18 protein-coding genes and 1 pseudogene are annotated in these 19,377 nt (G+C 63.0%); 16 read left to right on the top strand and 3 right to left on the bottom strand.

The window, feature by feature from the left end; all coding sequences use genetic code 11:
* Window positions 1–105: 105 nt before the first annotated feature.
* Entirely contained in the window at window positions 106–1,809 is a 1,704-nt protein-coding gene (locus tag HWY05_RS35970; RefSeq protein WP_176061296.1) for an acid phosphatase, read from the bottom strand.
* A 102-nt stretch (window positions 1,810–1,911) separates the two neighbouring features.
* Window positions 1,912–2,199: a hypothetical protein gene (locus tag HWY05_RS35965; protein ID WP_176061295.1), complete on the bottom strand. Its 288-nt coding sequence runs from the start codon at window positions 2,197–2,199 to the stop codon at window positions 1,912–1,914.
* Between the two features lie 176 nt (window positions 2,200–2,375).
* Here HWY05_RS35965 and HWY05_RS35960 point away from each other — a divergent pair, with 176 nt between their 5' ends.
* Window positions 2,376–3,350 carry an IclR family transcriptional regulator gene (locus HWY05_RS35960; RefSeq protein ID WP_176061294.1) on the top strand — a complete coding sequence of 325 codons (975 nt, stop codon included), beginning with the start codon at window positions 2,376–2,378 and terminating at the stop codon, window positions 3,348–3,350.
* A gap of 106 nt (window positions 3,351–3,456) precedes the next feature.
* Here the strand turns inward: HWY05_RS35960 and HWY05_RS35955 are convergent, their stop codons facing one another.
* Window positions 3,457–4,530 (bottom strand): porin, encoded by a 1,074-nt coding sequence (locus HWY05_RS35955; RefSeq protein ID WP_035560469.1) that lies wholly within the window; start codon window positions 4,528–4,530, stop codon window positions 3,457–3,459.
* Between the two features lie 440 nt (window positions 4,531–4,970).
* Here HWY05_RS35955 and HWY05_RS35950 point away from each other — a divergent pair, with 440 nt between their 5' ends.
* The 15 genes and pseudogenes from HWY05_RS35950 to HWY05_RS35880 all read left to right on the top strand — a co-directional run.
* The gene (locus tag HWY05_RS35950; RefSeq protein ID WP_035560467.1) at window positions 4,971–5,285 is read left to right on the top strand and encodes a non-heme iron oxygenase ferredoxin subunit; all 315 of its coding nucleotides are present in this window, start codon (window positions 4,971–4,973) and stop codon (window positions 5,283–5,285) included.
* A gap of 1 nt (window position 5,286) precedes the next feature.
* Window positions 5,287–5,598 carry a recombinase-like helix-turn-helix domain-containing protein gene (locus HWY05_RS35945; protein WP_035560465.1) on the top strand — a complete coding sequence of 104 codons (312 nt, stop codon included), beginning with the start codon at window positions 5,287–5,289 and terminating at the stop codon, window positions 5,596–5,598.
* Between the two features lie 49 nt (window positions 5,599–5,647).
* Entirely contained in the window at window positions 5,648–6,760 is a 1,113-nt protein-coding gene (locus HWY05_RS35940) for an aromatic ring-hydroxylating dioxygenase subunit alpha (RefSeq protein ID WP_176061293.1), read from the top strand.
* Window positions 6,753–7,520 (top strand): SDR family oxidoreductase, encoded by a 768-nt coding sequence (locus HWY05_RS35935; protein ID WP_035560461.1) that lies wholly within the window; start codon window positions 6,753–6,755, stop codon window positions 7,518–7,520. The genes HWY05_RS35940 and HWY05_RS35935 overlap by 8 nt, the downstream gene beginning before the upstream one ends.
* Before the next feature lie 26 nt (window positions 7,521–7,546).
* Window positions 7,547–8,074, top strand: coding sequence for a cupin domain-containing protein (locus HWY05_RS35930; RefSeq protein WP_035560458.1), 528 nt, complete (start codon window positions 7,547–7,549; stop codon window positions 8,072–8,074).
* Window positions 8,075–8,133: 59 nt separating this feature from the next.
* Window positions 8,134–9,054 (top strand): alpha/beta fold hydrolase, encoded by a 921-nt coding sequence (locus tag HWY05_RS35925; RefSeq protein WP_176061292.1) that lies wholly within the window; start codon window positions 8,134–8,136, stop codon window positions 9,052–9,054.
* Window positions 9,051–9,935, top strand: a complete 885-nt coding sequence (locus HWY05_RS35920) for an IclR family transcriptional regulator (RefSeq protein ID WP_035560451.1) — start codon at window positions 9,051–9,053, stop codon at window positions 9,933–9,935. Before HWY05_RS35925 ends, HWY05_RS35920 begins: the two co-directional genes overlap by 4 nt.
* Window positions 9,935–10,744, top strand: coding sequence for an SDR family oxidoreductase (locus HWY05_RS35915; protein ID WP_176061291.1), 810 nt, complete (start codon window positions 9,935–9,937; stop codon window positions 10,742–10,744). Before HWY05_RS35920 ends, HWY05_RS35915 begins: the two co-directional genes overlap by 1 nt.
* Entirely contained in the window at window positions 10,737–12,395 is a 1,659-nt protein-coding gene (locus tag HWY05_RS35910) for a thiamine pyrophosphate-binding protein (RefSeq protein WP_176061290.1), read from the top strand. The genes HWY05_RS35915 and HWY05_RS35910 overlap by 8 nt, the downstream gene beginning before the upstream one ends.
* The gene (locus HWY05_RS35905; protein WP_035560442.1) at window positions 12,388–13,218 is read left to right on the top strand and encodes an aspartate dehydrogenase; all 831 of its coding nucleotides are present in this window, start codon (window positions 12,388–12,390) and stop codon (window positions 13,216–13,218) included. The genes HWY05_RS35910 and HWY05_RS35905 overlap by 8 nt, the downstream gene beginning before the upstream one ends.
* A 57-nt stretch (window positions 13,219–13,275) precedes the next feature.
* Entirely contained in the window at window positions 13,276–14,766 is a 1,491-nt protein-coding gene (locus tag HWY05_RS35900; RefSeq protein ID WP_176061321.1) for an aldehyde dehydrogenase, read from the top strand.
* Window positions 14,767–14,797: 31 nt separating this feature from the next.
* Complete coding sequence (locus HWY05_RS35895; protein ID WP_035560438.1) at window positions 14,798–15,763, top strand: VOC family protein; 966 nt, start codon at window positions 14,798–14,800, stop codon at window positions 15,761–15,763.
* A complete protein-coding gene (locus HWY05_RS35890) occupies window positions 15,756–17,021 on the top strand; it encodes an FAD-dependent oxidoreductase (RefSeq protein ID WP_176061289.1) in 1,266 nt (421 codons plus the stop codon). The genes HWY05_RS35895 and HWY05_RS35890 overlap by 8 nt, the downstream gene beginning before the upstream one ends.
* 25 nt (window positions 17,022–17,046) lie before the next feature.
* A complete protein-coding gene (locus HWY05_RS35885) occupies window positions 17,047–18,450 on the top strand; it encodes an MFS transporter (protein WP_035560434.1) in 1,404 nt (467 codons plus the stop codon).
* 296 nt (window positions 18,451–18,746) lie between these two features.
* A pseudogene (locus tag HWY05_RS35880) lies at window positions 18,747–19,277 on the top strand (PAAR domain-containing protein); the annotation flags it as partial.
* Window positions 19,278–19,377: the final 100 nt, after the last annotated feature.

Here is a 19,377-nt window from a genome sequence, read left to right as displayed (position 1 = left end):
CAGCGCCAGCAGCGGCACTTAGCCGCGAGCGCAGCGCACGGTTCACGCGCAGCGCACGTAACGCACCGCGCGCGAAAAAACCAAAAACTTGCGTCGCCCCTTCGCTCAAGCCAGATCCAACGTTCCCGTCAAATCCCCCAGCGGCGCGAGCCCATTACTCGCGAACGCGCGGTCGCGCGCCATCACGCCGTCCAGCGGCGCCAGCCCATGCACGCGCGTGATCAGCCGAAGAATCGAATTGGTGTCGTACACCGTGTGATCGACGTAGCCCTTCTTCGCGAGCGGCGACACCACCAGCGCCGGAATTCGCGAGCCCGGACCCCAGCGATCGCCCTTTGGCGGCGACACCGGATCCCACCAGCCGCCGTTTTCATCGACGGTGACGATCACGACCGTGTTCGCCCACTGCGGTCCGCGCTGGATATGGTCGATCACCGCAGCGATGTGGCGGTCGCCCGATTCGACGTCGGCGTAACCCGCGTGCATGTTCAGATCGCCTTGCGGCTTGTAGAACGCGACCGCGGGCAAACGGCCCGCGTCGATATCCGCGATCAGACGATTGCTCGTGGCGTCGTTGCCGAGTCCGGCATCGCGCAGATGTTGGCGGCGCGCGGCCGTGCCCGGCGCGTAATTGGCGAAGTAGTTGAACGGCTGATGGTGATACTGGAAGTCAGGCACCGCGCCCGTATCCTGGTGATCCAGCGCGTATTGCCACGCGCCGCTGTACCACGCCCAGTCGACCCCTTTGTCCGTCAGCCGGTCGCCGATCGTCGCGTAGTTTTGCGGCGGCAGCACACGCGGATTCGACAGATCCGCGAACGCGGGATTGCCGCCTTCGGCCGGCCGCACATTGCTTGGCTGATACGGCGGCGCCATCGTGTTGACGGCGTAGCCGTCGGCGGTGAATGCGCCGTCGTTGACGAATTTCGGCGGACCGTCGAGCGCGGACGCGGGCGAGTCTGCCGCGAGCTTCAGCCGCGTGCCGGTCGGATCGTCGCCTTCCACCACCGAAGCCAGCTTTTTCGCCGGACTATTGTGAATGTCCGGATAGAACGGCGGCTGCGCCGAAATCAGAAAGATGTGGTTCATCCACGAACCGCCGAAAGCCGCCATGAAGAAGTTGTCGCACAGCGTGTATTGCTGCGCCAGATTCCACAGACGCAGCGTGTCGGCGGAATTGCGGTAGTGCCCCATCACGAGGCCGCCGGAATCGCCCCACGCGGCAAACTGATTGTTGCGGCCGGCGTTGATCTGCATCTGATTCTGATAGAAGCGGTGCACCAGGTCGCGCGTGATCACGCCGTTGGGCAGCGGCGCGCCTTGCGCGTCGGTGATATGGAACGGCTGGTTGCGCAGATTGCCGAGGTCCTTCTGCGCGATCATGTAACGCTTGCCGTCCACTTCCTGCGCTTGCGGCACGAGGCCGCCCCAGATGGCCGGCAAACGCGGCAGCGGCGTTTTGCCATCGCGGTCGAATTGCAGATAGCGCTCGGCGCTGACAGCGTCGAGCGGATGCTGCACGCCGGGGAAGTTGCCGTACAGATTCGCGAAGCTGCGGTTTTCCGCATAGATCACCACGATGTGCTTGACCTGATCGTGCAGCGCGGCATCGAGGCGCAAGTCGGCGGCGCTGCGCGGTGCGCCGTCGCCCGACAGGCTTTGCTCGGTCTTGCAGCCCGCTAGCGCGATGCCGAGGCCGACCGCCGCGAGCCCGGTGAGAACGCGGCGGCGTTCGGGATCGTCGGGGGCGTTGTCGGTGTGGTCAGCGTTGTTGGCGTTGGGCGGCAGGGTGGAGTCGTGGTCGGTCATCGGTCGTTTCCAGAGTGGGCGTGACGGGCGCTGGGGCCGCGCACGGCGAGAACGTGCGCGTGCGCCAACGGTGGCAGATCCGGGCGAGCCGCAAGACGCGGCCTAAGGCAATCGGCGCTTGACGCGCCAACTATTGTGCGTTGCATCGACGGCGAGCAGCAGCCATTGTCGACTATCAACAGGGTGACGCTTTTGGGTCGCATAGCGGTCCACGGCCAATTCGAGTTCGTCGAGCGCGCGGCGGTGACAGGTTGCCTTCGCGCCGGAGCCATCCGCGAATTCGACGATGGCGGCCGCCTCGCGGGCCGACTCGGGTAAATGCGGAATGCGTACCGCGCAGCCCGGATACAGATGTGAGTCGGCAACCTGAATCTGGATGGAATCGGACATGAGCGTGACCTCCGGACGCTTGAGCGGAGCGAAAGCGCGGCAGTGAGGCGGCGCGCAGTGGACCGCATCAAAGGATAGCACCGCGCGAATGGGCTGCGGCGTCGATAAATGACCGCCGGGTGCTTCGCGCTATGATGCTGATCTGACTACGATGAACCGCAGAAACGGCAGCCAAGATGGCAAAACAAGAGCAAACAGGAGTGGGACGCAAGCAGGCAAAGCCACGTGGCGAGGCGGCCGCGATTTCGCCGGACGATGCGTTGTCGCCGGCTCAGATGGAAGGCGCCGAGTCCCACGATTCCACGGACGAAGAGAGCGCCGGCGGATCGACTTATCTCGTGCCGGGCCTCGAACGCGGGCTGCGGATTCTCGCTGAGTTCAGCGCGCGCGAACCGGTGCTCGGTGCGCCCGAATTGTCGAAACGCATCGGCATTCCGCGCACCACCACGTTCCGCTTGTTGCAGACGCTCGAAGCGCTCGGTTTTCTCGAACGCGTGAATGGCGATCGTTATTTCCGGCTGAGCGTCGCGGTGTTGCGGCTCGGCTTCGAGTATTTGAGTTCGCTCGAACTGACCGACGTCGGCACGCCGATTCTCGAACGTCTGCGCGACGCCACCGGCTTGAGCACCCATCTGCTGATTCGCGATCAGCGCGACGTGGTGTTCGTCGCCAAGGCGCAAACCCACGAGCCGATGTTCAGCTCCGTCAAGGTACATGTCGGCACGCGTCTGCCGGCGCATGCCACCGTGCATGGCCAGGTGCTGATGGGCGATCTGAGTTTCGAGGAATTGCGCCAGTTGTACCCCGAGCCGCAACTCGAACGCTTCACCGAACGCACGCCGAATACCGTCGAAGAACTGTACGGCCGGGTGCGCGAAAGTGCGGCGCTGGGTTATGCGTTGAGCGAAGCGTCGTTCGAGCGCGGTATTTCCGTGGTGAGCGCGCCGGTGCGCGATCAGAGCGGCAAGATCGCCGCCGCGTTGACCGTTACGATTCCGCGTTCGGATATCGGCGAGGCCGAGGAGCGCGAGCCGCTCATCATCTCGGTCTGCCAGGCGGCGCTCGAATTGTCTGAGCGTTTGAGCTATCGCCCGCGTCCGGACGATCCGACCGCAGCGCAGGCACGTCGCAGGCCGGTTGCGGCGAACTGATTCTGCCGCGCACTCAATAAATAAAGCGCGCGAGTCAGGCTGTGTTCACAGCCGACTCGCGCGCTTTTGCATTTGCGCTGCCGTCCCGTATCAGACGATCAACGTATCAGAACGAGTGATGAATCCCCGTCAGGAAAATCGTCTGATTCCGACCGCTCGACACACCCGCGGTAAAGAACGCGGCGTCCGTATTCGAGCCCGCGCGCTCATACAGCGCGTTCACATACAGCTGCGTCGACTTTGACAGCGCGTAGATATCGCCGATCTCGAACTGCGTCCAGCGATGTCCCGCCAGCGTCGTGGTCGCGGCACCACCGGCTATGCTATTGAACGGCGTGAACTGATAATTCGCGCCCGCATCGTAGCTTTGATACGTGTTCGAATGACCGGCGTATTCCAGCTTCACGCGCGTGTACAGACCATGCACCAGCAGCTTGCCGAACTGGTAGGACGCGCCCGCGCCCATGTTCTCGACCTTGTCCGCCGTGTAGGTCGCCGCGGCCACCCCCTGGAAGTTGGTGATGCCCGTCGTAATGATCGACGGTGTGCGGTCGTGCTCGTTCGCATATGTCGCGCCGGCCTTGAATGGGCCGTTCGCATAGCTAAGCGCAAAGCTCAGTGTCTTGCCGGTCGAGAAGTTGGTCGTATTGCCGAGACCCATCATCGCGCCGACTGAAAAGCCGTTGAAACTCGCGGAACGGAATTTCACCGAGTTGTCGAACGGCACGACGCCCGTGTCGGCGAGTTCGTCGATATTGCCCGGGTGGAACGCGTACCAACTGGCGGCCAGATAAGCCGTGCTCAGCGGACCCAGCACGTCGAAGCTGAACGGCGTCTGATGGCCGAGCGTCACCGTGCCGATCTTGTCCGAGCTCAATCCCACGAACGCCTGCCGATTGAACAGCACGCCCGCTTTAGCGAAGGCGCCCGTGTTCGTATAGAAGCCGTTTTCCAACTGGAAAACCGTCTTCAGCCCGCCACCCAGATCTTCGACGCCCTTCAGGCCCCAGCGGTCCGGCTGCATGTTGCCTTGTTCCTCGATCCACTTCGAACTGCCGCCCGCATTACTGATGTACGCGATACCGGCATCCAGACTGCCGTATAGCGTCACACTGCTCTGCGCCCATGCGCCAGTTGTTGCGCAGATTGCCGTCAAGCCGGCCGCAATGATGTGCTTCACCGTTGGTTCTCCTGATCACACGACGGATTGGCCTGCGCCGATGTCGTCGTCCCTGATCCTTGCTTTGGGGTTGATTGCAGCTTTGGGTTTATGCGCCAAAACTGCACCGCTTTATGTTCCACCTATGGGCGTCTGTATCGCCTATGGAAAGTATAGTGACTCTAGAAGTGGTCAAAATAAATTTTCGGACCCCGTACAAACCCGCATCGGTGCATTTCGATTTGTCTGCCAATAACGTCTGAACCAAGCGCCAGAAGGCGCTGCGCGCGATTCAAAGATTTCGGCCGAATCACGCAATGCTGTGTTGCGAAAGCCACAGTCGGTGTTTTCCCCAGGCGGTTCAGATTTTTATTTTTTCTCACTGAAGCCACTCCTATAATTATCCATACACGAACTGATGTTCCTTAGGTGGAACATAAGGCTTCAGGAGAAGGCGAGAAATGACTGAACAATGGCGCTGCGCCGGCCATGCCGGCGATCTGTCCGATGACGCGCCGATCGAGTTCAAGCTCGACGGCACCGAAATCGGCATCTACAAGGTGGGCGATGCGCTGTACGCGCTGGAAAACGTCTGCCCCCATGCGTTCGCGTTGCTGACGCAGGGCTTTATCGACGGCGACACCGTCGAATGCCCGCTGCACGAAGCCGTGTTCCATATTCCGACCGGCAAATGCCTGAAAGAGCCCGGCGGCCGCGACCTGAAGATGTACTCAGTGCGACTCGCCGGCGAAGAAATCCAGATCAAGGTGGAATGACATGCGAGAGCAAATCGTGAACTTCAATCCCTTCCTGAAGCCGTGGCTCGCGCCGCAGCCGAATAACGTCGCCGGCAAGGGCGTGATCGAGAAGCCGGGCGAAACCGGCAACTTCATCTGGCAAACGCGTAAGGCCGAGCCGACCCAGTACGAAAACGACTTCGGCGACGCACTCGAAAAAGTGTTCGACGCCGGCGCGGTGGAGTTGCAGGAAGTGGCCGACGGTTTGAATCGCGTGGGCTTCCGCACCCCGGAAGGCAACACGTGGGACGCCGACCGCCTCGCCGCCGAATTCCGCCTGCTCGCCGAATAAGCGCGCTTTCCCGAACACGTTTCATCGCTTTCGTTTCCGGAGTCTTTTGATGACGTCCCCCAATACAACGACCCAAAGCGCGGCCGATCCGATCCAGTCCTATCTGGACAAAGGTCTGCGTAATTACTGGTATCCCGTCGCACCGAGCTGGCAAGTCGGCGACGCGCCGGTCGGCATTACGCGCCTCGGCGATCAGATCGTGCTGTGGCGCGATAAGGAAGGTCAGGTTCGCGCGCTCGAAGATCGCTGCCCGCATCGCGGCGCGCGTCTGTCGCTCGGCTGGAATCTTGGCGGTAGCGTTGCATGCTGGTATCACGGTATCGAGATCGACGGCAGCGGCGAGGTCACCAAAGTGCCGGCCGTGTCGAACTGTCCGCTGGAAGGCCAGAAGTGCGTGAAGTCGTATCCGGTCGAAGAACATGCCGGCGCGATCTTTCTGTGGTTCGGCGACGACGCGCATAAGGAGCCGACGCCGCTCGTGCTGCCGGAAGAACTGGTCGGCGAGGAATACGCGAACTTCCTGTGCATGTCGAACTGGAAGTGCAATTACCAGTACGCGATTGACAACGTGATGGACCCGATGCACGGCGCGTATCTGCACGCGACGTCGCACTCCATGGCCGAAGGCGACAAGCAGGCCGACATGCGCGTGCGCAAAACCGAAACTGGCTTGATGTTCGAAAAGGTCGGCCAGCGCGACGTGAACTTCGACTGGGTGGAACTCGGCGAAACCGGCTGCCTGTGGATGCGCCTTGCGATTCCGTACAAGAAGAAGTTCGGCCCGGGCGGCAACTTCGGGATCATCGGCTTCGCCGTTCCCGTCGACGAAAGCCACTGCCAGGTGTACTTCTGGCGCACGCGCAAAGTGTCCGGCTGGCAGCGCGACGCGTGGCGCTTCATGTATCGCAATCGTCTGGAAGGTTTGCATTGGGCGGTGCTGGAGCAAGACCGCTACGTGCTGGAAAGCATGGCGCCGAATGCACGCGATCAGGAATTCCTCTATCAGCACGACGTCGGTATGACGCGTGTGCGACGCATGCTGCGTCAGCGCGCGCAGCAGGATTTTGCGGCGCTGGAAGCGCATCGCGCGCAAGCGGCGAATGCTGAATCCGGCTCGACGGCGGCAGCGGCACAAGCCGAAGCAGGCCACAGCCATGCATAACGACGCGCTCGCAGCGCTCACCGGCCGGCGCGTCCTCGTGACGGGCGGCGCGCGCGGTCTCGGCGCGGCGTTCGTCCGCGCGCTGGTGCAAGCCGGCGCGAACGTGGTGTTCGGCGATGTGCTGCATGAAGAAGGCAACGCGCTGGCTGCGTCGCTCGTTGAACAAGGGCACGCGGTGAGCTATCTGCCGCTCGATCTCGCCGATCCTGCCAGCATCACGCAGTTCGCGCAGCAGGCCGCGGCGCAACTCGGCGGTCTCGACGCGTTGATCAACAACGCGGCGATCACCAACTCCGGCGGCAAGTTCGCCGACGAGTTGTCGGTCGACACGTGGGACGCCGTGATGAACGTCAACGTGCGCGGCACCTGGTTGATGAGCACCGCCGCGCTGCCGTATCTGCGCGACTCGGGCCACGGCAGCATCGTCAACATCGCGTCGGACACGGCGATGTGGGGCGCGCCGAAGCTGCTCGCCTACGTGGCGAGCAAGGGTGCGGTGATCTCGATGACCCGTTCTCTCGCGCGTGAATTCGGCGCGCACAACGTGACCGTCAACGCGATCGCACCGGGCCTGACTGAAGTCGAGGCGACTGCCTACGTGCCCGCCGAGCGTCATCAGTATTACCTGCAAGGCCGCGCGCTGACGCGCGCACAGGTGCCCGACGACGTGACCGGGCCCGTGCTGTTCCTGTTGTCCGATGCCGCGCGCTTCGTGACCGGCCAGTTGCTGCCGGTGAACGGCGGCTTCGTGATGAATTGATCTTGTCGAATCGAAAGGAGAAAGAGATGGCGGACGCCGAACTCGAACGCAAATCGTGGGAACAACCCGCGGACGCAAGCTTTGACCAATGGCTGGACAGCCGCGTCGCGCGCCTGGAAACCCGTCGCTACGACTGGGACGCATTGAAGTTCCAGGCCGACTACGACCCGAAGTACCGCCGCGCGCAAATGCGCTACGTCGGCACGGGCGGCACGGGCGTCGCGAAAGACATGAACACGGTGCCCGCGGGCGGCTTCACGTTTTCGACGATGGTGATTCCGGCCGGCAACATCGGCCCGAGCCATATTCATATGGACGTCGAGGAAATCTTCTTCGTGCTGCGCGGCAAGATGAAAGTGGTCTGCGAGAAAGACGGCGAGACGTGGGAAGCCGTGCTCGGCGAGCGCGATCTGATTTCGGTGCCGCCGGGCGTGTACCGCACGGAAGTGAACGTCGGCGAAGAAGACGCGCTGATGTGCGTGATGCTCGGTTCGCCGAAGCCGATCACACCGACGTATCCGCCGGATTCGCCGCTGGCGAAGCTCAAGCGCTAAGCGCGCTTCGTTGCATCGAGTTGCACCTAAGCGCCCTGAAAACACCCACGAAGGAAATCATGTCCGCCGTTCCGACCGTTACCGCCGATCAGCACGCCACGCACGCCGGGCTCGAAGCTCGCCTTGCGCGTTTCCCGGCACTGCAAATCGGGCTGGCTTCGCAGCGCGCGGTGAGTTATCGCGAAGTGGCGTACGCGGACAGCGACAGCAATTGCAACGGCACCGCGTTGCCGCTGGTGTTGTTGCACGGTATCGGTTCGGGCGCGGCCTCGTGGGTGCAGCAGTTTGAAGTGCTCGGCGCGACGCGCCGCGTGCTGGCGTGGGACGCGCCGGGTTATGGCGCGTCCACGCCGGTCGCGGCCGAATCGCCGAACGCCATGGATTACGCAACGGTCTTGAACGAATGGCTCGACGCGCTCGGTATTGAACGTTGCGTGCTGGTGGGCCATTCGCTGGGCGCGATCGTTGCCGGTGCGTGTGCTGTTGCGTATCCGCAGCGCGTGGCCGGCTTGCTGCTGTTGTCGCCGGCTGGCGGCTACGGCGCGGCTTCCGCCGACGTACGCGACACGAAGCGCGACCAGCGCCTCGCGATGCTGACCGAACTCGGCCCGCAAGGTCTCGCCGAAAAACGCAGCGCCAACATGGTGTCCGCGCAAGCCAACGACGAAGCCCGCGCGTGGGTGCGCTGGAACATGTCGCGCGTGATCCCGCACGGCTACGCGCAGGCCACGCATCTGCTCGCGAACGCCGATCTTGCCGCCGACCTCGCGCGCTACACCGGGCGCATCAATGTCGCCGTCGGCGCGGACGACACCATTACGCCCCCGGCCGCCTGCGAGCGACTCGCGCTGGCGGCGCGCACCCCACTGCAGGTCGTGCCGCACGCGGGGCACGCCGGCTATATCGAAGCGCCCGCCGCGACTACCGCGATCATCGACACGTTCTGCCGCGCGAGCGACGGACAACGGAGCCCTGAATGACGCCCGACCTCATCAACGCCGAGCGCGACGCGGACGACGACCGCAACGACACCGGTAGCGAAGCCAGCTACCGCGTGCCGGGTCTCGAACGCGGTCTGAGGATCCTCACGGAATTCTCGCCACGCGAGCCGGTTCTCGGCGCACCGGAATTATCGAAGCGCCTGAAGATTCCCCGCACGACGGTGTTCCGTCTGCTGCAAACGCTCGAATCGCTTGGCTTTCTCGAACGCGCCGATAAAGACCGCAACTATCGCCTCGGCGTCGCGGTGTTGCGGCTCGGTTTCGAATATCTGAGCTCGCTCGAATTGACCGACCTCGGTCTGCCGATCATCGAGGCATTGCGCGACGACACCGGCTTGACGAGCCATATCGTGATTCGCGACGGACGCGATGTGGTGTTCGTCGCCAAGGCACAAAGCCACGCACCGATTTTCAGCTCGGTGAAGGTCAACGTCGGCACGCGTCTCCCGGCGTACGCGACGACGCACGGTCAGGTGCTGATGGGCGACATGACGCTCGACGACCTGAAGAAGCTGTATCCCGAACCGGAACTCGAACGCTTCACGAAACAGACGCCGATCACGCTGGAAGACCTGTACGAACGGATTCGCGACGACGCAAAGCGCGGCTTTGCGATCAGCGAGTCGTCGTTCGAACGCGGTATTTCGGTGGTCAGCGCGCCGGTGCGGAATGACACGGGTCGGATCGTCGCCGTGATCACGACGACGATTCCGCGCCACGAGATCGACGCCTCGTTGCTGGACAGCGGACTGATCGACAAGGTGCGCCGCGCAGCCGAAGAACTCTCGCAGCGGCTCAACTACCGGCCGAAGAATGGGCCGAATGCAGGCAGCAAATACATGAAGGCACTGGGGCTCTGATGATTCAAATCGACTTGACCGGGCAGGTGGCGGTGGTGACGGGCGGTTCGTCCGGCATCGGCCTCGCGACTGCCGAACTGTTTCTGCGAGCCGGCGCCTCGGTCGCAATCTGCGGCCGCGACACCGAGCGTCTCGCGCAAGCGGAAGCCGCGCTGAACGCGCAGTTTCCCAACGCACCGCTTCTCGCGCGCCGTTGCGACGTGCTCGATACCGACGACGTCAGCGCATTCGCGCAAGCGGTGCAAGCGCGCTTCGGCCGCACCGACATGTTGGTGAACAACGCGGGCCAGGGTCGCGTGTCGACCTTCGCCGACACCACCGACGACGCCTGGCGTGAAGAACTCGACCTCAAGTACTTCAGCGTGATCCGCCCGACCCGCGCGTTCCTGCCGATGCTTCGTGACGCGGCCAGCGCTGGTAACAACGCCGCGATCGTCTGCGTGAACTCGTTGCTTGCACAGCAGCCGGAGCCGCACATGGTGGCGACATCATCGGCACGCGCCGGCGTGCAGAACCTGATCAAGTCGCTCGCGGTGGAACTCGCGCCGCAGCGTATCCGCGTCAATTCGATTCTGATCGGCATTGTCGACTCGGGTCAGTGGCGCCGCCGTCACGCGAAAGAAGCGCAGCCGGGTCAGAGCTGGGAAGACTGGACCGCCGAACTGGCGCGCAAGAAAAACATTCCGCTAGGCCGCTTCGGTCGCCCCGAAGAAGCCGCTCAAGCGCTCTTTTATCTGGCTACGACGCTGTCGTCCTACACGACGGGCAGTCATATCGATGTTTCTGGAGGCGTTGCACGACATGTCTAAAAAAACCACCGTTGGCGAACTGATCGCCGCCTTTCTCGAGCAATGCGGCGTTCAAACCGCATTCGGCGTGATCTCGATCCACAACATGCCGATCCTCGACGCGATCCATAACCGCGGCAAGATCCGCTACGTCGGCGCGCGCGGCGAAGCCGGCGCGGTGAATATGGCCGACGGTCTGGCGCGTGTGTCAGGCGGCCTCGGCGTCGCGTTCACCAGCACGGGTACCGCCGCAGGTAACGCAGCGGGCGCGATGGTCGAAGCGCTGACCGCCGGCACCGCATTGCTGCACGTCACCGGTCAGATCGAAACCGAATACCTGGATCAGGACCTCGCGTATATCCACGAAGCACCGGATCAACTCGCGATGCTGTCGTCGATTTCGAAAGCCGCGTTTCGCGTGCGCTCGGTCGACACCGCGCTGCCGACCATCCGCGAAGCCGTGCGCGTTGCGCAAACCGCACCGAGCGGCCCGGTGAGCGTCGAGATTCCGATCGACATTCAGGCGGCTGAAGTCGAATGGCCCGCCGACCTGGCCGCGCCGCACATCACGACGCTCACGCATTGCAAGCAGCGCGTTGCGCAACTGGCCGAGCAACTGGTCAACGCGAAGCGCCCGTTGCTGTGGCTTGGCGGCGGCACGCGTCACGCGGCCAAGGCGGTCGAACGTCTGGTGGCCCTCGGCTTCGGCGTGGTGACCAGCGTGCAAGGCCGTGGCGTGATGCCGGAAGATCATCCGGCGACGCTCGGCGCGTTCAATGTGCACGCGGCGGTCGAAAGTTTCTACAAGACTTGCGATGCGCTGCTGGTCGTCGGTTCGCGTCTGCGTGGCAATGAAACGCTGAAGTACAAGCTCGCGCTGCCGCAGCCGCTGTATCGCATCGACGCCGACGCGCTCGCCGACAACCGCGGCTATCGCAACGAGATGTTCATTCACGGCGACGCCTCCGCCGTACTCGAAGAACTGGCGACGCTGCTCGAAGGCCGCCTCAAGGTCGATCCGACCTTCGCCGCCGATCTTTCCGCCGCGCGCGTTAGCGCCGTCGCCGATGTGGGCAAGGGCCTCGGCCCATACAAGCAACTCGTCGACGCGCTGCAAGGCGCGGTGGGTCGCGACTACAACTGGGTGCGCGACGTCACGATCTCGAACAGCACCTGGGGCAACCGGATGCTGCAGATCTTCTCGCCGCGCGCGGGCGTGCATGCGCTCGGCGGCGGTATTGGCCAGGGCATGCAGATGGGCATCGGCGCGGCGCTTGCTGGTAGCGCGGCGAAGACCGTGTGTCTCGTCGGCGATGGCGGCTTGATGGTCAACGTCGGCGAACTCGCCACGGCCGTGCAGGAAAACGCCAACGTGATGATCGTGCTGATGAACGACCAGTGCTACGGCGTGATCCGCAACATTCAGGACGCGCAATACGGTGGCCGGCGCTGCTACGTCGATCTGCATCAACCGGATTTCGCGCAGTTCTGCGAGAGCCTGAAGCTCACGCACTACCGCGTCAAATCGCTCGATCAGGTCGACGCGATCATTCGCGAAGGCATGGCGAAGGCCGGCCCGGTGCTGGTCGAAGTGGACATGCTGTCGGTCGGCTCGTTCGCCACCGCGTTCGCGGGTCCGCCGGTCAAGAAAGAGGAGCCGGAACATGCATGACGCCGGCTACGCGGGGCATCACGCACCCGTCGACGTCGCGATGATCGGTTTCGGCGCGATCGGCCAGGCGGTGTATCGCTCGGTCGCTGCCGATCCGACCGTGCGCGTGTCGCACGTGATCGTGCCGGAACGTCATATGGCGTCGGTGCGTGAAGTAGTGGGGTCGTCCGTGGACGTGGTGGCCTCCGTGGCCGCGTTGAGCAGCCAGCCGCATTTCGCGCTGGAGTGCGCGGGACACAGCGCGCTGGTCGATCACGTGGTGCCGTTGCTGAAGGCCGGCACCGATTGCGCGGTGGCTTCGATCGGTGCGCTGTCCGACATGCTGTTGCTCGACGCGTTGTCCGCCGCCGCCGACGAAGGCGACGCGACGCTGACGCTGCTCTCCGGCGCAATTGGCGGCGTGGATGCGCTGGCCGCCGCGAAACTGGGCGGCCTCGACGAAGTGCTGTACACCGGCCGCAAGCCGCCCACCGGCTGGCTCGGTACGCCGGCGGAACAGGTCTGCGATCTGAATGCGCTGACGGAAGAGACGGTGATCTTCGAAGGCAGCGCGCGCGAAGCGGCGCGGCTGTATCCGAAGAACGCCAACGTGGCCGCGACGATTGCGCTGGCTGGTCTCGGTCTGGACCACACCACGGTGCGCCTGATCGCGGACCCGAACGTGACGCGCAACGTGCACCGCATTCTCGCGCGCGGCGCGTTCGGCGAGATGTCGCTAGAAATGTGCGGCAAGCCGCTGCCGGATAACCCGAAGACGTCCGCGTTGACCGCTTACAGCGCGATTCGCGCGCTGCGCAATCGCGCGGCACGTTGCGTGATTTAAGCCTTAAGCCTCAAGCCCTAAGCCATTAGCAGAAGCAAGCAAACCGGAATGACCGACATGACTCACTTCGATACCAGCCTCGTGCCCAACGGCGATATTTTCATCGGCGGCGAATGGCGGCAAGGGCGTGGCAACCCGTACAAAAGCCTGTATCCGGCGGATCAGTCGGTCAACATGGAAATTTCGACGGCCAATGCCGACGACGCCCGCGACGCCATCGAAGCCGCCGACATCGCATGGCGCAAAGCGGATTGGTCGGGACTCAAGCCGCATCAACGCGCGCTGGTTCTGTATCGCATCGCCGATCTGATCATGGCGCGTCATGAAGCGCTCGCGCAATTGCAGCGTCGCGACAACGGCAAGCCGATAAGCGAAACGCGCGTGCTGGTGGCGAGTGCCGCCAACACGTTCCGCTATTTCGCGGCTTGCCTCGAAACGCTCGACGAAGAAGTCACGCCCTCGCGTGGCGATTATCTGACCATGAGCATTTACGAACCGATCGGCGTGATCGCGGCCATCGTGCCGTGGAATTCGCCGATCGCGTCCGACGCGCAGAAGCTGGCGCCGGCCCTGGCGGGTGGGAATGCCGTCGTGCTGAAACCCGCTGAAGTGACGCCTTTGATCTCGCTGGCGTTGGCGCGCATCTGCGAAGAAGCCGGTGTGCCGAAGGGCGTGATCAGCGTGGTGCCGGGCAAGGGCTCGGTAATCGGCGACGTGCTGGTGCGTCATCCGCTGGTGAAGAAAGTGTCGTTCACGGGCGGCACCGAAGTAGGTCGCGGCATCGCGCGTATCGCGGCCGACAAGCTGATGCCGGTTTCTTTGGAACTCGGCGGCAAATCGCCGACCATCGTGTTCGACGACGCCGATCTCGATCACGCGGTCAACGGCGTGCTGTACGGTATTTTCAGTTCGTCGGGCGAAGCGTGCATTGCCGGGTCGCGGTTGTTCGTGCAGCGCTCGATCTACGACGCGTTCATGAAGCGTCTCGCGGAAGGCGCGCGCAAGCTGCGCGTCGGCGATCCGTCGCGTGCGGAAACGCAAATGGGTCCGCTGATTACGGCGGCGCATCGCGAAACGGTTGAGCGTTACGTCGCGCTGGGTCTCGAAGAAGGCGGCCGCCTGCTGTGCGGCGGGGAGCGTCCGGTCGGCGATGGCCGCGAACAAGGCACCTACTTTCAGCCGACGATTCTCGAAGGCCTCACGAATGACGCGCGCATCTGCCAGGAAGAAATTTTCGGCCCGGTTTTGGTGGCCATGCCGTTCGACGACGAAGCCGCGTTGCTGAAAGATGCGAACCACAGCGTGTTCGGCCTCGCCGCCGGCATCTGGACGCGCGACTACAAGCGCGCTTACCGGATTGCCCGCGCGCTCGAAGCCGGCACCATCTGGATCAACACCTACAAGCTGTTCTCGATCTCGACGCCGTTCAGCGGCTGGAAGGAGAGCGGCATGGGCCGCGAGAAGGGCCGGCTCGGCATCCGCGAATACATGCAACAGAAGAGCCTCTACTGGGGCTTGAACGACGCGCCGCTGGCGTGGGCCAACTAAACCGACACGCAGGAACCGCAAGAGGCACGTTATGACGATTCTCGGCATTGAACAGATTATTTACGGCGTGACGGATCTGGCCGCCTGCCGCCGCTTTTTCGCGGACTGGGGCTTGAAGGAAGTCGCGCACGACGAAACGCATGCGCGCTTCGAAACGCTGAACGGTTGCACGGTGCTCGCGGTGGACGCGAATGACGCGTCGCTGCCGCCCGCGTTCGAAGAAGGCCCGACGTTGCGCGAAGTGACCTGGGGCGTCGCCACGAAAGCGGAACTCGACGCACTGCGCGGCCGCTTTGCCGGTCAACCGGGTCATTTCGAAACCGACGACGCGGTCGGCTGTATCGATCCGAACGGTATGGCGATTCGCGTGGAAGTGACCCGCAAGCGCGCGCTCGACATTCACGGCTCGCCGTCGAACGTGTGGGGGCAAACCTTGCGCGTCGATCAGCCGTCGACGATTTACGAGCGCGCCGAACCGGTCGAAGTCGGTCACGTGGTGTTCTTCACCAACCAGCTCGCCGAACAGGAAAAGTTCTATCAGGAACTGCTCGGCTTCGAGATGTCGGACCGCTATCCGGGCCGCGGCGCGTTCATGCGTTGCGCGCCGCACGGCGGCCACCACGACATTTTTCTGCTGGCGTTGCCGGGCGGCAAGCGCGGTCTGAATCACGTCGCGTTCACCGTGCGCGATATCCACGAAGTGTTCGGCGGCGGCATGCATATCAGCCGCTGCGGTTGGGATACGCAGCTTGGACCGGGACGGCATCCGGTGTCGTCGGCGTACTTCTGGTACTTCCAGAATCCGGCCGGCGGCCTGATCGAGTATTACGCCGACGAAGATCAACTCACACCCGACTGGCAGCCGCGTGACTTCGAACCGGGTCCGACCGTGTTCGCCGAATGGGCGATCGACGGCGGCATCGACGGTAATACGCGGCGGCAGAAGAACGCGAAGGCGCCGGAAGGCAAGTTCATGACGGAGCGGAAAAATGACTGACGCTGCTGTTGCCAAGGCGCAAGCCGCACACGAAGGACTCGAGGCGCCGCGCACGACCGTCGTGATCGGCGGCGGACAGGCGGCCGGCTGGGTCGTCAAGACGCTGCGCAAGGAAGGCTTCGACGGCCGCCTCGTGATGATCGCCGACGAAGTGCATCTGCCGTACGAACGCCCGCCGCTGTCGAAAGCGGTGCTGGCCGGCGAAGCGGATATCGACACCGTGCGTCTCGTGAAGCCCGACGACTTCGACGCGTTGAACGTGGAAGCGTGGCAGCCGGATTGCGCGAGCTCGATCGACCGTGAACAACGCATGGTGCGCACGCAGTCGGGCCGCGAAGTGCAGTACGACCGTCTGGTGATCGCTACGGGCGGCGCGGCGCGCCGTTTGCCGGACGCGCTCGTCAAGACCTCGCACATTGCCTATCTGCGCACGCTCGACGAAGCCGTCGCGCTCGGTGAGCGGCTGCGTGCGAGTCGACGTGTGCTGGTGGTGGGCGGCGGCTGGATCGGCCTCGAAGTCGCGGCCACCGCGCGCAAGCTCGGCGTGGAAGCGTCGGTGGTCGAAGGCGCGCCACGTCTGTGTGCGCGTTCGTTGCCGCCGATGGTCTCCGGTTTCCTGCTCGACCTGCATCGCGCGAATGGCGTGGACGTGCGTCTGAATGCGTCGCTCGTGAAGCTCGAAGATCATCCGAACGACGCCAACCGGATTCGCGCGACGTTCGCGGACGGCTCGACGCTGGACGCCGATTTCGCCGTTGCCGGCATCGGTCTGACGCCGCATACGGCGCTGGCTGAAGCGGCGGGCGTGAAGGTGGAAGACGGCATCGTGGTCGATCATTTCGGCGCGACCGACGATCCGCGCATTTTCGCGTGCGGCGACGTGGCCAATCATCCGAGCGCGTGGCTGAAGCGCCGCGTGCGGCTCGAATCGTGGGCCAATGCGCAGAACCAGGCGATCTCCACGGCGAAAGCGTTGCTCGGCCACTTCGAACCGTACGCGGATATTCCGTGGTTCTGGTCCGATCAGTACGACGTCAATCTGCAAATTCTCGGCGACATTCCCGCCGACGCGCAGCTCGCCGTACGCGGCGATTTGCCGGGCAAACGCGCCACGCTGTTTCATCTGGAAGACGGCGCGATTCGCGGCGTGATCGCCATCAACACGCCGCGCGAACTGAAACTGTCGCGCAAATGGATGAACCAAGGCCGGACGATCGACCTTGCCACCCTGACCGACGCCTCGACGGCGCTTGCCTAACCACATCTACGGACGGCACCACGGCATGAGAACCATCGATAACACTATGGGGGACCGCAGCAGCGCCGGTGTCTCAGGCCCTGTCACCCGGGGCTCGATCATCGCGCGTCTGGAGCGTTTGCCAGGCAACGCGATGCAGGTGCGCGCGCGTATTTTGATCGGACTCGCGACGTTCTTCGACGGCTTCGACGTGATCGCCATCGCGGCCACGCTGCCGATTCTGATCGCGAAGTGGCATCTGACACCGTGGGAGATCGGCTTTCTGATCGGCTCCGGTTCGGTCGGGCAACTGATCGGCGCGTTCGTGTTTCCGTGGTACGCGGAACGCAAGGGCCGCGTGAGGGCGATTGCGCTGAGCTCGGGGATTATCGGCGTTACCAGTATTGCGTGCGGTTTTGCGCCGACGTTTGCCGCTTTCTTGGTGCTGCGCGTGATTCAGGGTTTGGGGCTCGGCGGCGAACTGCCGGTGGCCGCGACGTACATCAACGAGATCAGCCGTGCGCATGGTCGCGGCCGTTTCGTGCTGTTGTATGAAATCGTTTTTCCAGTCGGGCTGCTCGCGTCGAATGCGTTGGGCGCCTGGATCGTGCCGCGTTTCGGCTGGCAGGTCATGTACTTTATCGGCGGCATGCCGTTGATTCTGTTCTTCGTGTTGCGCAAGCTCGTGCCGGAATCGCCGCGCTGGCTCGCCGAACGTGAACGGATGGCCGACGCCGACGCCGCCGTGCATGCGTTCGAACGCGCCACGAAGGGGCCGTTGCCGCCGGTGACGCAGTCGGCCGAATTCGAAGCGATGGTCAATCGTCATCCGAAGCGCCGTATGAGCGACCTGTTCGGTCCGGCGTATCTGAAGCGCACGCTCGCCGTGGCGATGCTGTGGGTGACCTGCGGCTTCATTCAGTACGGTCTCTCGACCTGGCTGCCGACGATCTATCGCACGGTCTATCACGCGCCGCTGCAACTGGCGCTGAACCTGGCGGTGGCGGCTTCGGTGCTGGGCGTGGTGGGGTCGCTGACCTGCGCGCTGCTGGTGGATAAGGTGGGACGCAAGCCGATTATCAATCTGTCGTTTGTGGCATGCGCGATTTCATTGCTGCTGGCCGGCGTGTTCCACGATTCGTCGGTGTATGTGGTGGCGACGTGCTGCGCGTTCTCGCTCGGGTTCCTGGCTTGCGGGTTTATCACGGCGTATGTGTACACGCCGGAGTTGTACCCGACCAGTATCCGTGCGATGGGTTGCGGCGTCGGCGGCGCGTGGTTGAAGGTGGCGGCGATTTTTGCGCCGGCTATCGTGTCGAAGACGATGATCGGCGGTAACTTGCAGGTCGCGTTTTATATTCTTGCGGCTGTGCCGTTTGTTGCGGCGATCGCGGTGCATTTTCTTGGGATCGAGACGAAGGGCAAGGTGCTGGAGCAGTTGGAGGCTTGAGCGTTGCTCGTGTAAGGGGTTTGGTGGGCGGTGATGGGTAGTACCGCGATGGCAGGAAGACAAAGGGCGCACCGGGTGGTGCGCCCTTTGTTGTTGGGGCAATGCCGAGAGGCTTTCGGATTTTTCTCAGATGCCGATCGGTGTTATCCGCATAAGTCGATTCGACATCAATTATTGACAAATTCTCAATTGCTCATGCCTTCGAGAATGTGATATTTGTTCGGATGACTGAATTACGGAAATGGCGATGAAACGTAGTTATCTGAAAGTCGGCGACAAGTCTTCAGCCGGGGGGGACTGCCACCGAAGGCATTGCTCTCATGTCTCACCACGGAACGCAACTGACTTTCGTTGGCGCAACTGTCGAGTGCCCCGCATGCCGTTCCACGGGGAAAATCGTCCCACGAGGTCCTCGTTGGGCAGGGAACCTAATGGGCAAGCAAGCGGCGCTGGAAGGTGATGTTTGTGCATGTCAGTGTTACCCGCTTCCTGTGATGCTCGCTTCCCAGTCAGACATGACGATGAGTTTTGAAGCGCACGCGTTGGCTCGCATGGGGCTCGGTGCAGACGGCGCATCGCTAAACGAAACGCCGGCAAGTGACCATTGGATACGGTTTGCTCTTAATGAAAGAGGAAGCTGTGAGGGCCTACGGTGTTGTGCTCATTTTGCTGATGGCTCGGTCGCGCATGGCACGTTCGACGCTAACAACATTGTTCATTTTGAGCGGCCGAACGCTACTCCCTGCCAGAAAGTCGAGCTTGCGATCGACTATGAAAAGCCCTCTCGATCGCTCGTCCACTCTCTGTTGTCTGCGATGTTGGAGTGAGGTATGGCCGGCGCTCAAACCACCTTTAACGGTTTGGTGGATGAAACGATGAGGGTTTTGAGGTGACAAAACCTTTACTGATACTTCTGCTTGTACTTTT

It is taken from the genome of Paraburkholderia sp. BCC1876, from assembly GCF_902833695.1.
In the GTDB taxonomy this organism is placed as follows: Bacteria; Pseudomonadota; Gammaproteobacteria; order Burkholderiales; family Burkholderiaceae; genus Paraburkholderia.
Note: the sequence above shows the minus strand (reverse complement) of the source record. Positions and strands in the feature narration are given on the sequence as shown.

Coding starts and splice junctions, on each gene's coding strand:
- HWY05_RS35920 (WP_035560451.1), top strand. CDS start 9,051: ATGACGCCCGACCTCATCAACGCCGAGCGCGACGCGGACGACGACCGC.
- HWY05_RS35960 (WP_176061294.1), top strand. CDS start 2,376: ATGGCAAAACAAGAGCAAACAGGAGTGGGACGCAAGCAGGCAAAGCCA.
- HWY05_RS35940 (WP_176061293.1), top strand. CDS start 5,648: ATGACGTCCCCCAATACAACGACCCAAAGCGCGGCCGATCCGATCCAG.
- HWY05_RS35895 (WP_035560438.1), top strand. CDS start 14,798: ATGACGATTCTCGGCATTGAACAGATTATTTACGGCGTGACGGATCTG.
- HWY05_RS35925 (WP_176061292.1), top strand. CDS start 8,134: ATGTCCGCCGTTCCGACCGTTACCGCCGATCAGCACGCCACGCACGCC.
- HWY05_RS35910 (WP_176061290.1), top strand. CDS start 10,737: ATGTCTAAAAAAACCACCGTTGGCGAACTGATCGCCGCCTTTCTCGAG.
- HWY05_RS35885 (WP_035560434.1), top strand. CDS start 17,047: ATGAGAACCATCGATAACACTATGGGGGACCGCAGCAGCGCCGGTGTC.
- HWY05_RS35905 (WP_035560442.1), top strand. CDS start 12,388: ATGCATGACGCCGGCTACGCGGGGCATCACGCACCCGTCGACGTCGCG.
- HWY05_RS35930 (WP_035560458.1), top strand. CDS start 7,547: ATGGCGGACGCCGAACTCGAACGCAAATCGTGGGAACAACCCGCGGAC.
- HWY05_RS35915 (WP_176061291.1), top strand. CDS start 9,935: ATGATTCAAATCGACTTGACCGGGCAGGTGGCGGTGGTGACGGGCGGT.
- HWY05_RS35970 (WP_176061296.1), bottom strand. CDS start 1,809: ATGACCGACCACGACTCCACCCTGCCGCCCAACGCCAACAACGCTGAC.
- HWY05_RS35890 (WP_176061289.1), top strand. CDS start 15,756: ATGACTGACGCTGCTGTTGCCAAGGCGCAAGCCGCACACGAAGGACTC.
- HWY05_RS35945 (WP_035560465.1), top strand. CDS start 5,287: ATGCGAGAGCAAATCGTGAACTTCAATCCCTTCCTGAAGCCGTGGCTC.
- HWY05_RS35900 (WP_176061321.1), top strand. CDS start 13,276: ATGACTCACTTCGATACCAGCCTCGTGCCCAACGGCGATATTTTCATC.
- HWY05_RS35950 (WP_035560467.1), top strand. CDS start 4,971: ATGACTGAACAATGGCGCTGCGCCGGCCATGCCGGCGATCTGTCCGAT.
- HWY05_RS35935 (WP_035560461.1), top strand. CDS start 6,753: ATGCATAACGACGCGCTCGCAGCGCTCACCGGCCGGCGCGTCCTCGTG.
- HWY05_RS35965 (WP_176061295.1), bottom strand. CDS start 2,199: ATGTCCGATTCCATCCAGATTCAGGTTGCCGACTCACATCTGTATCCG.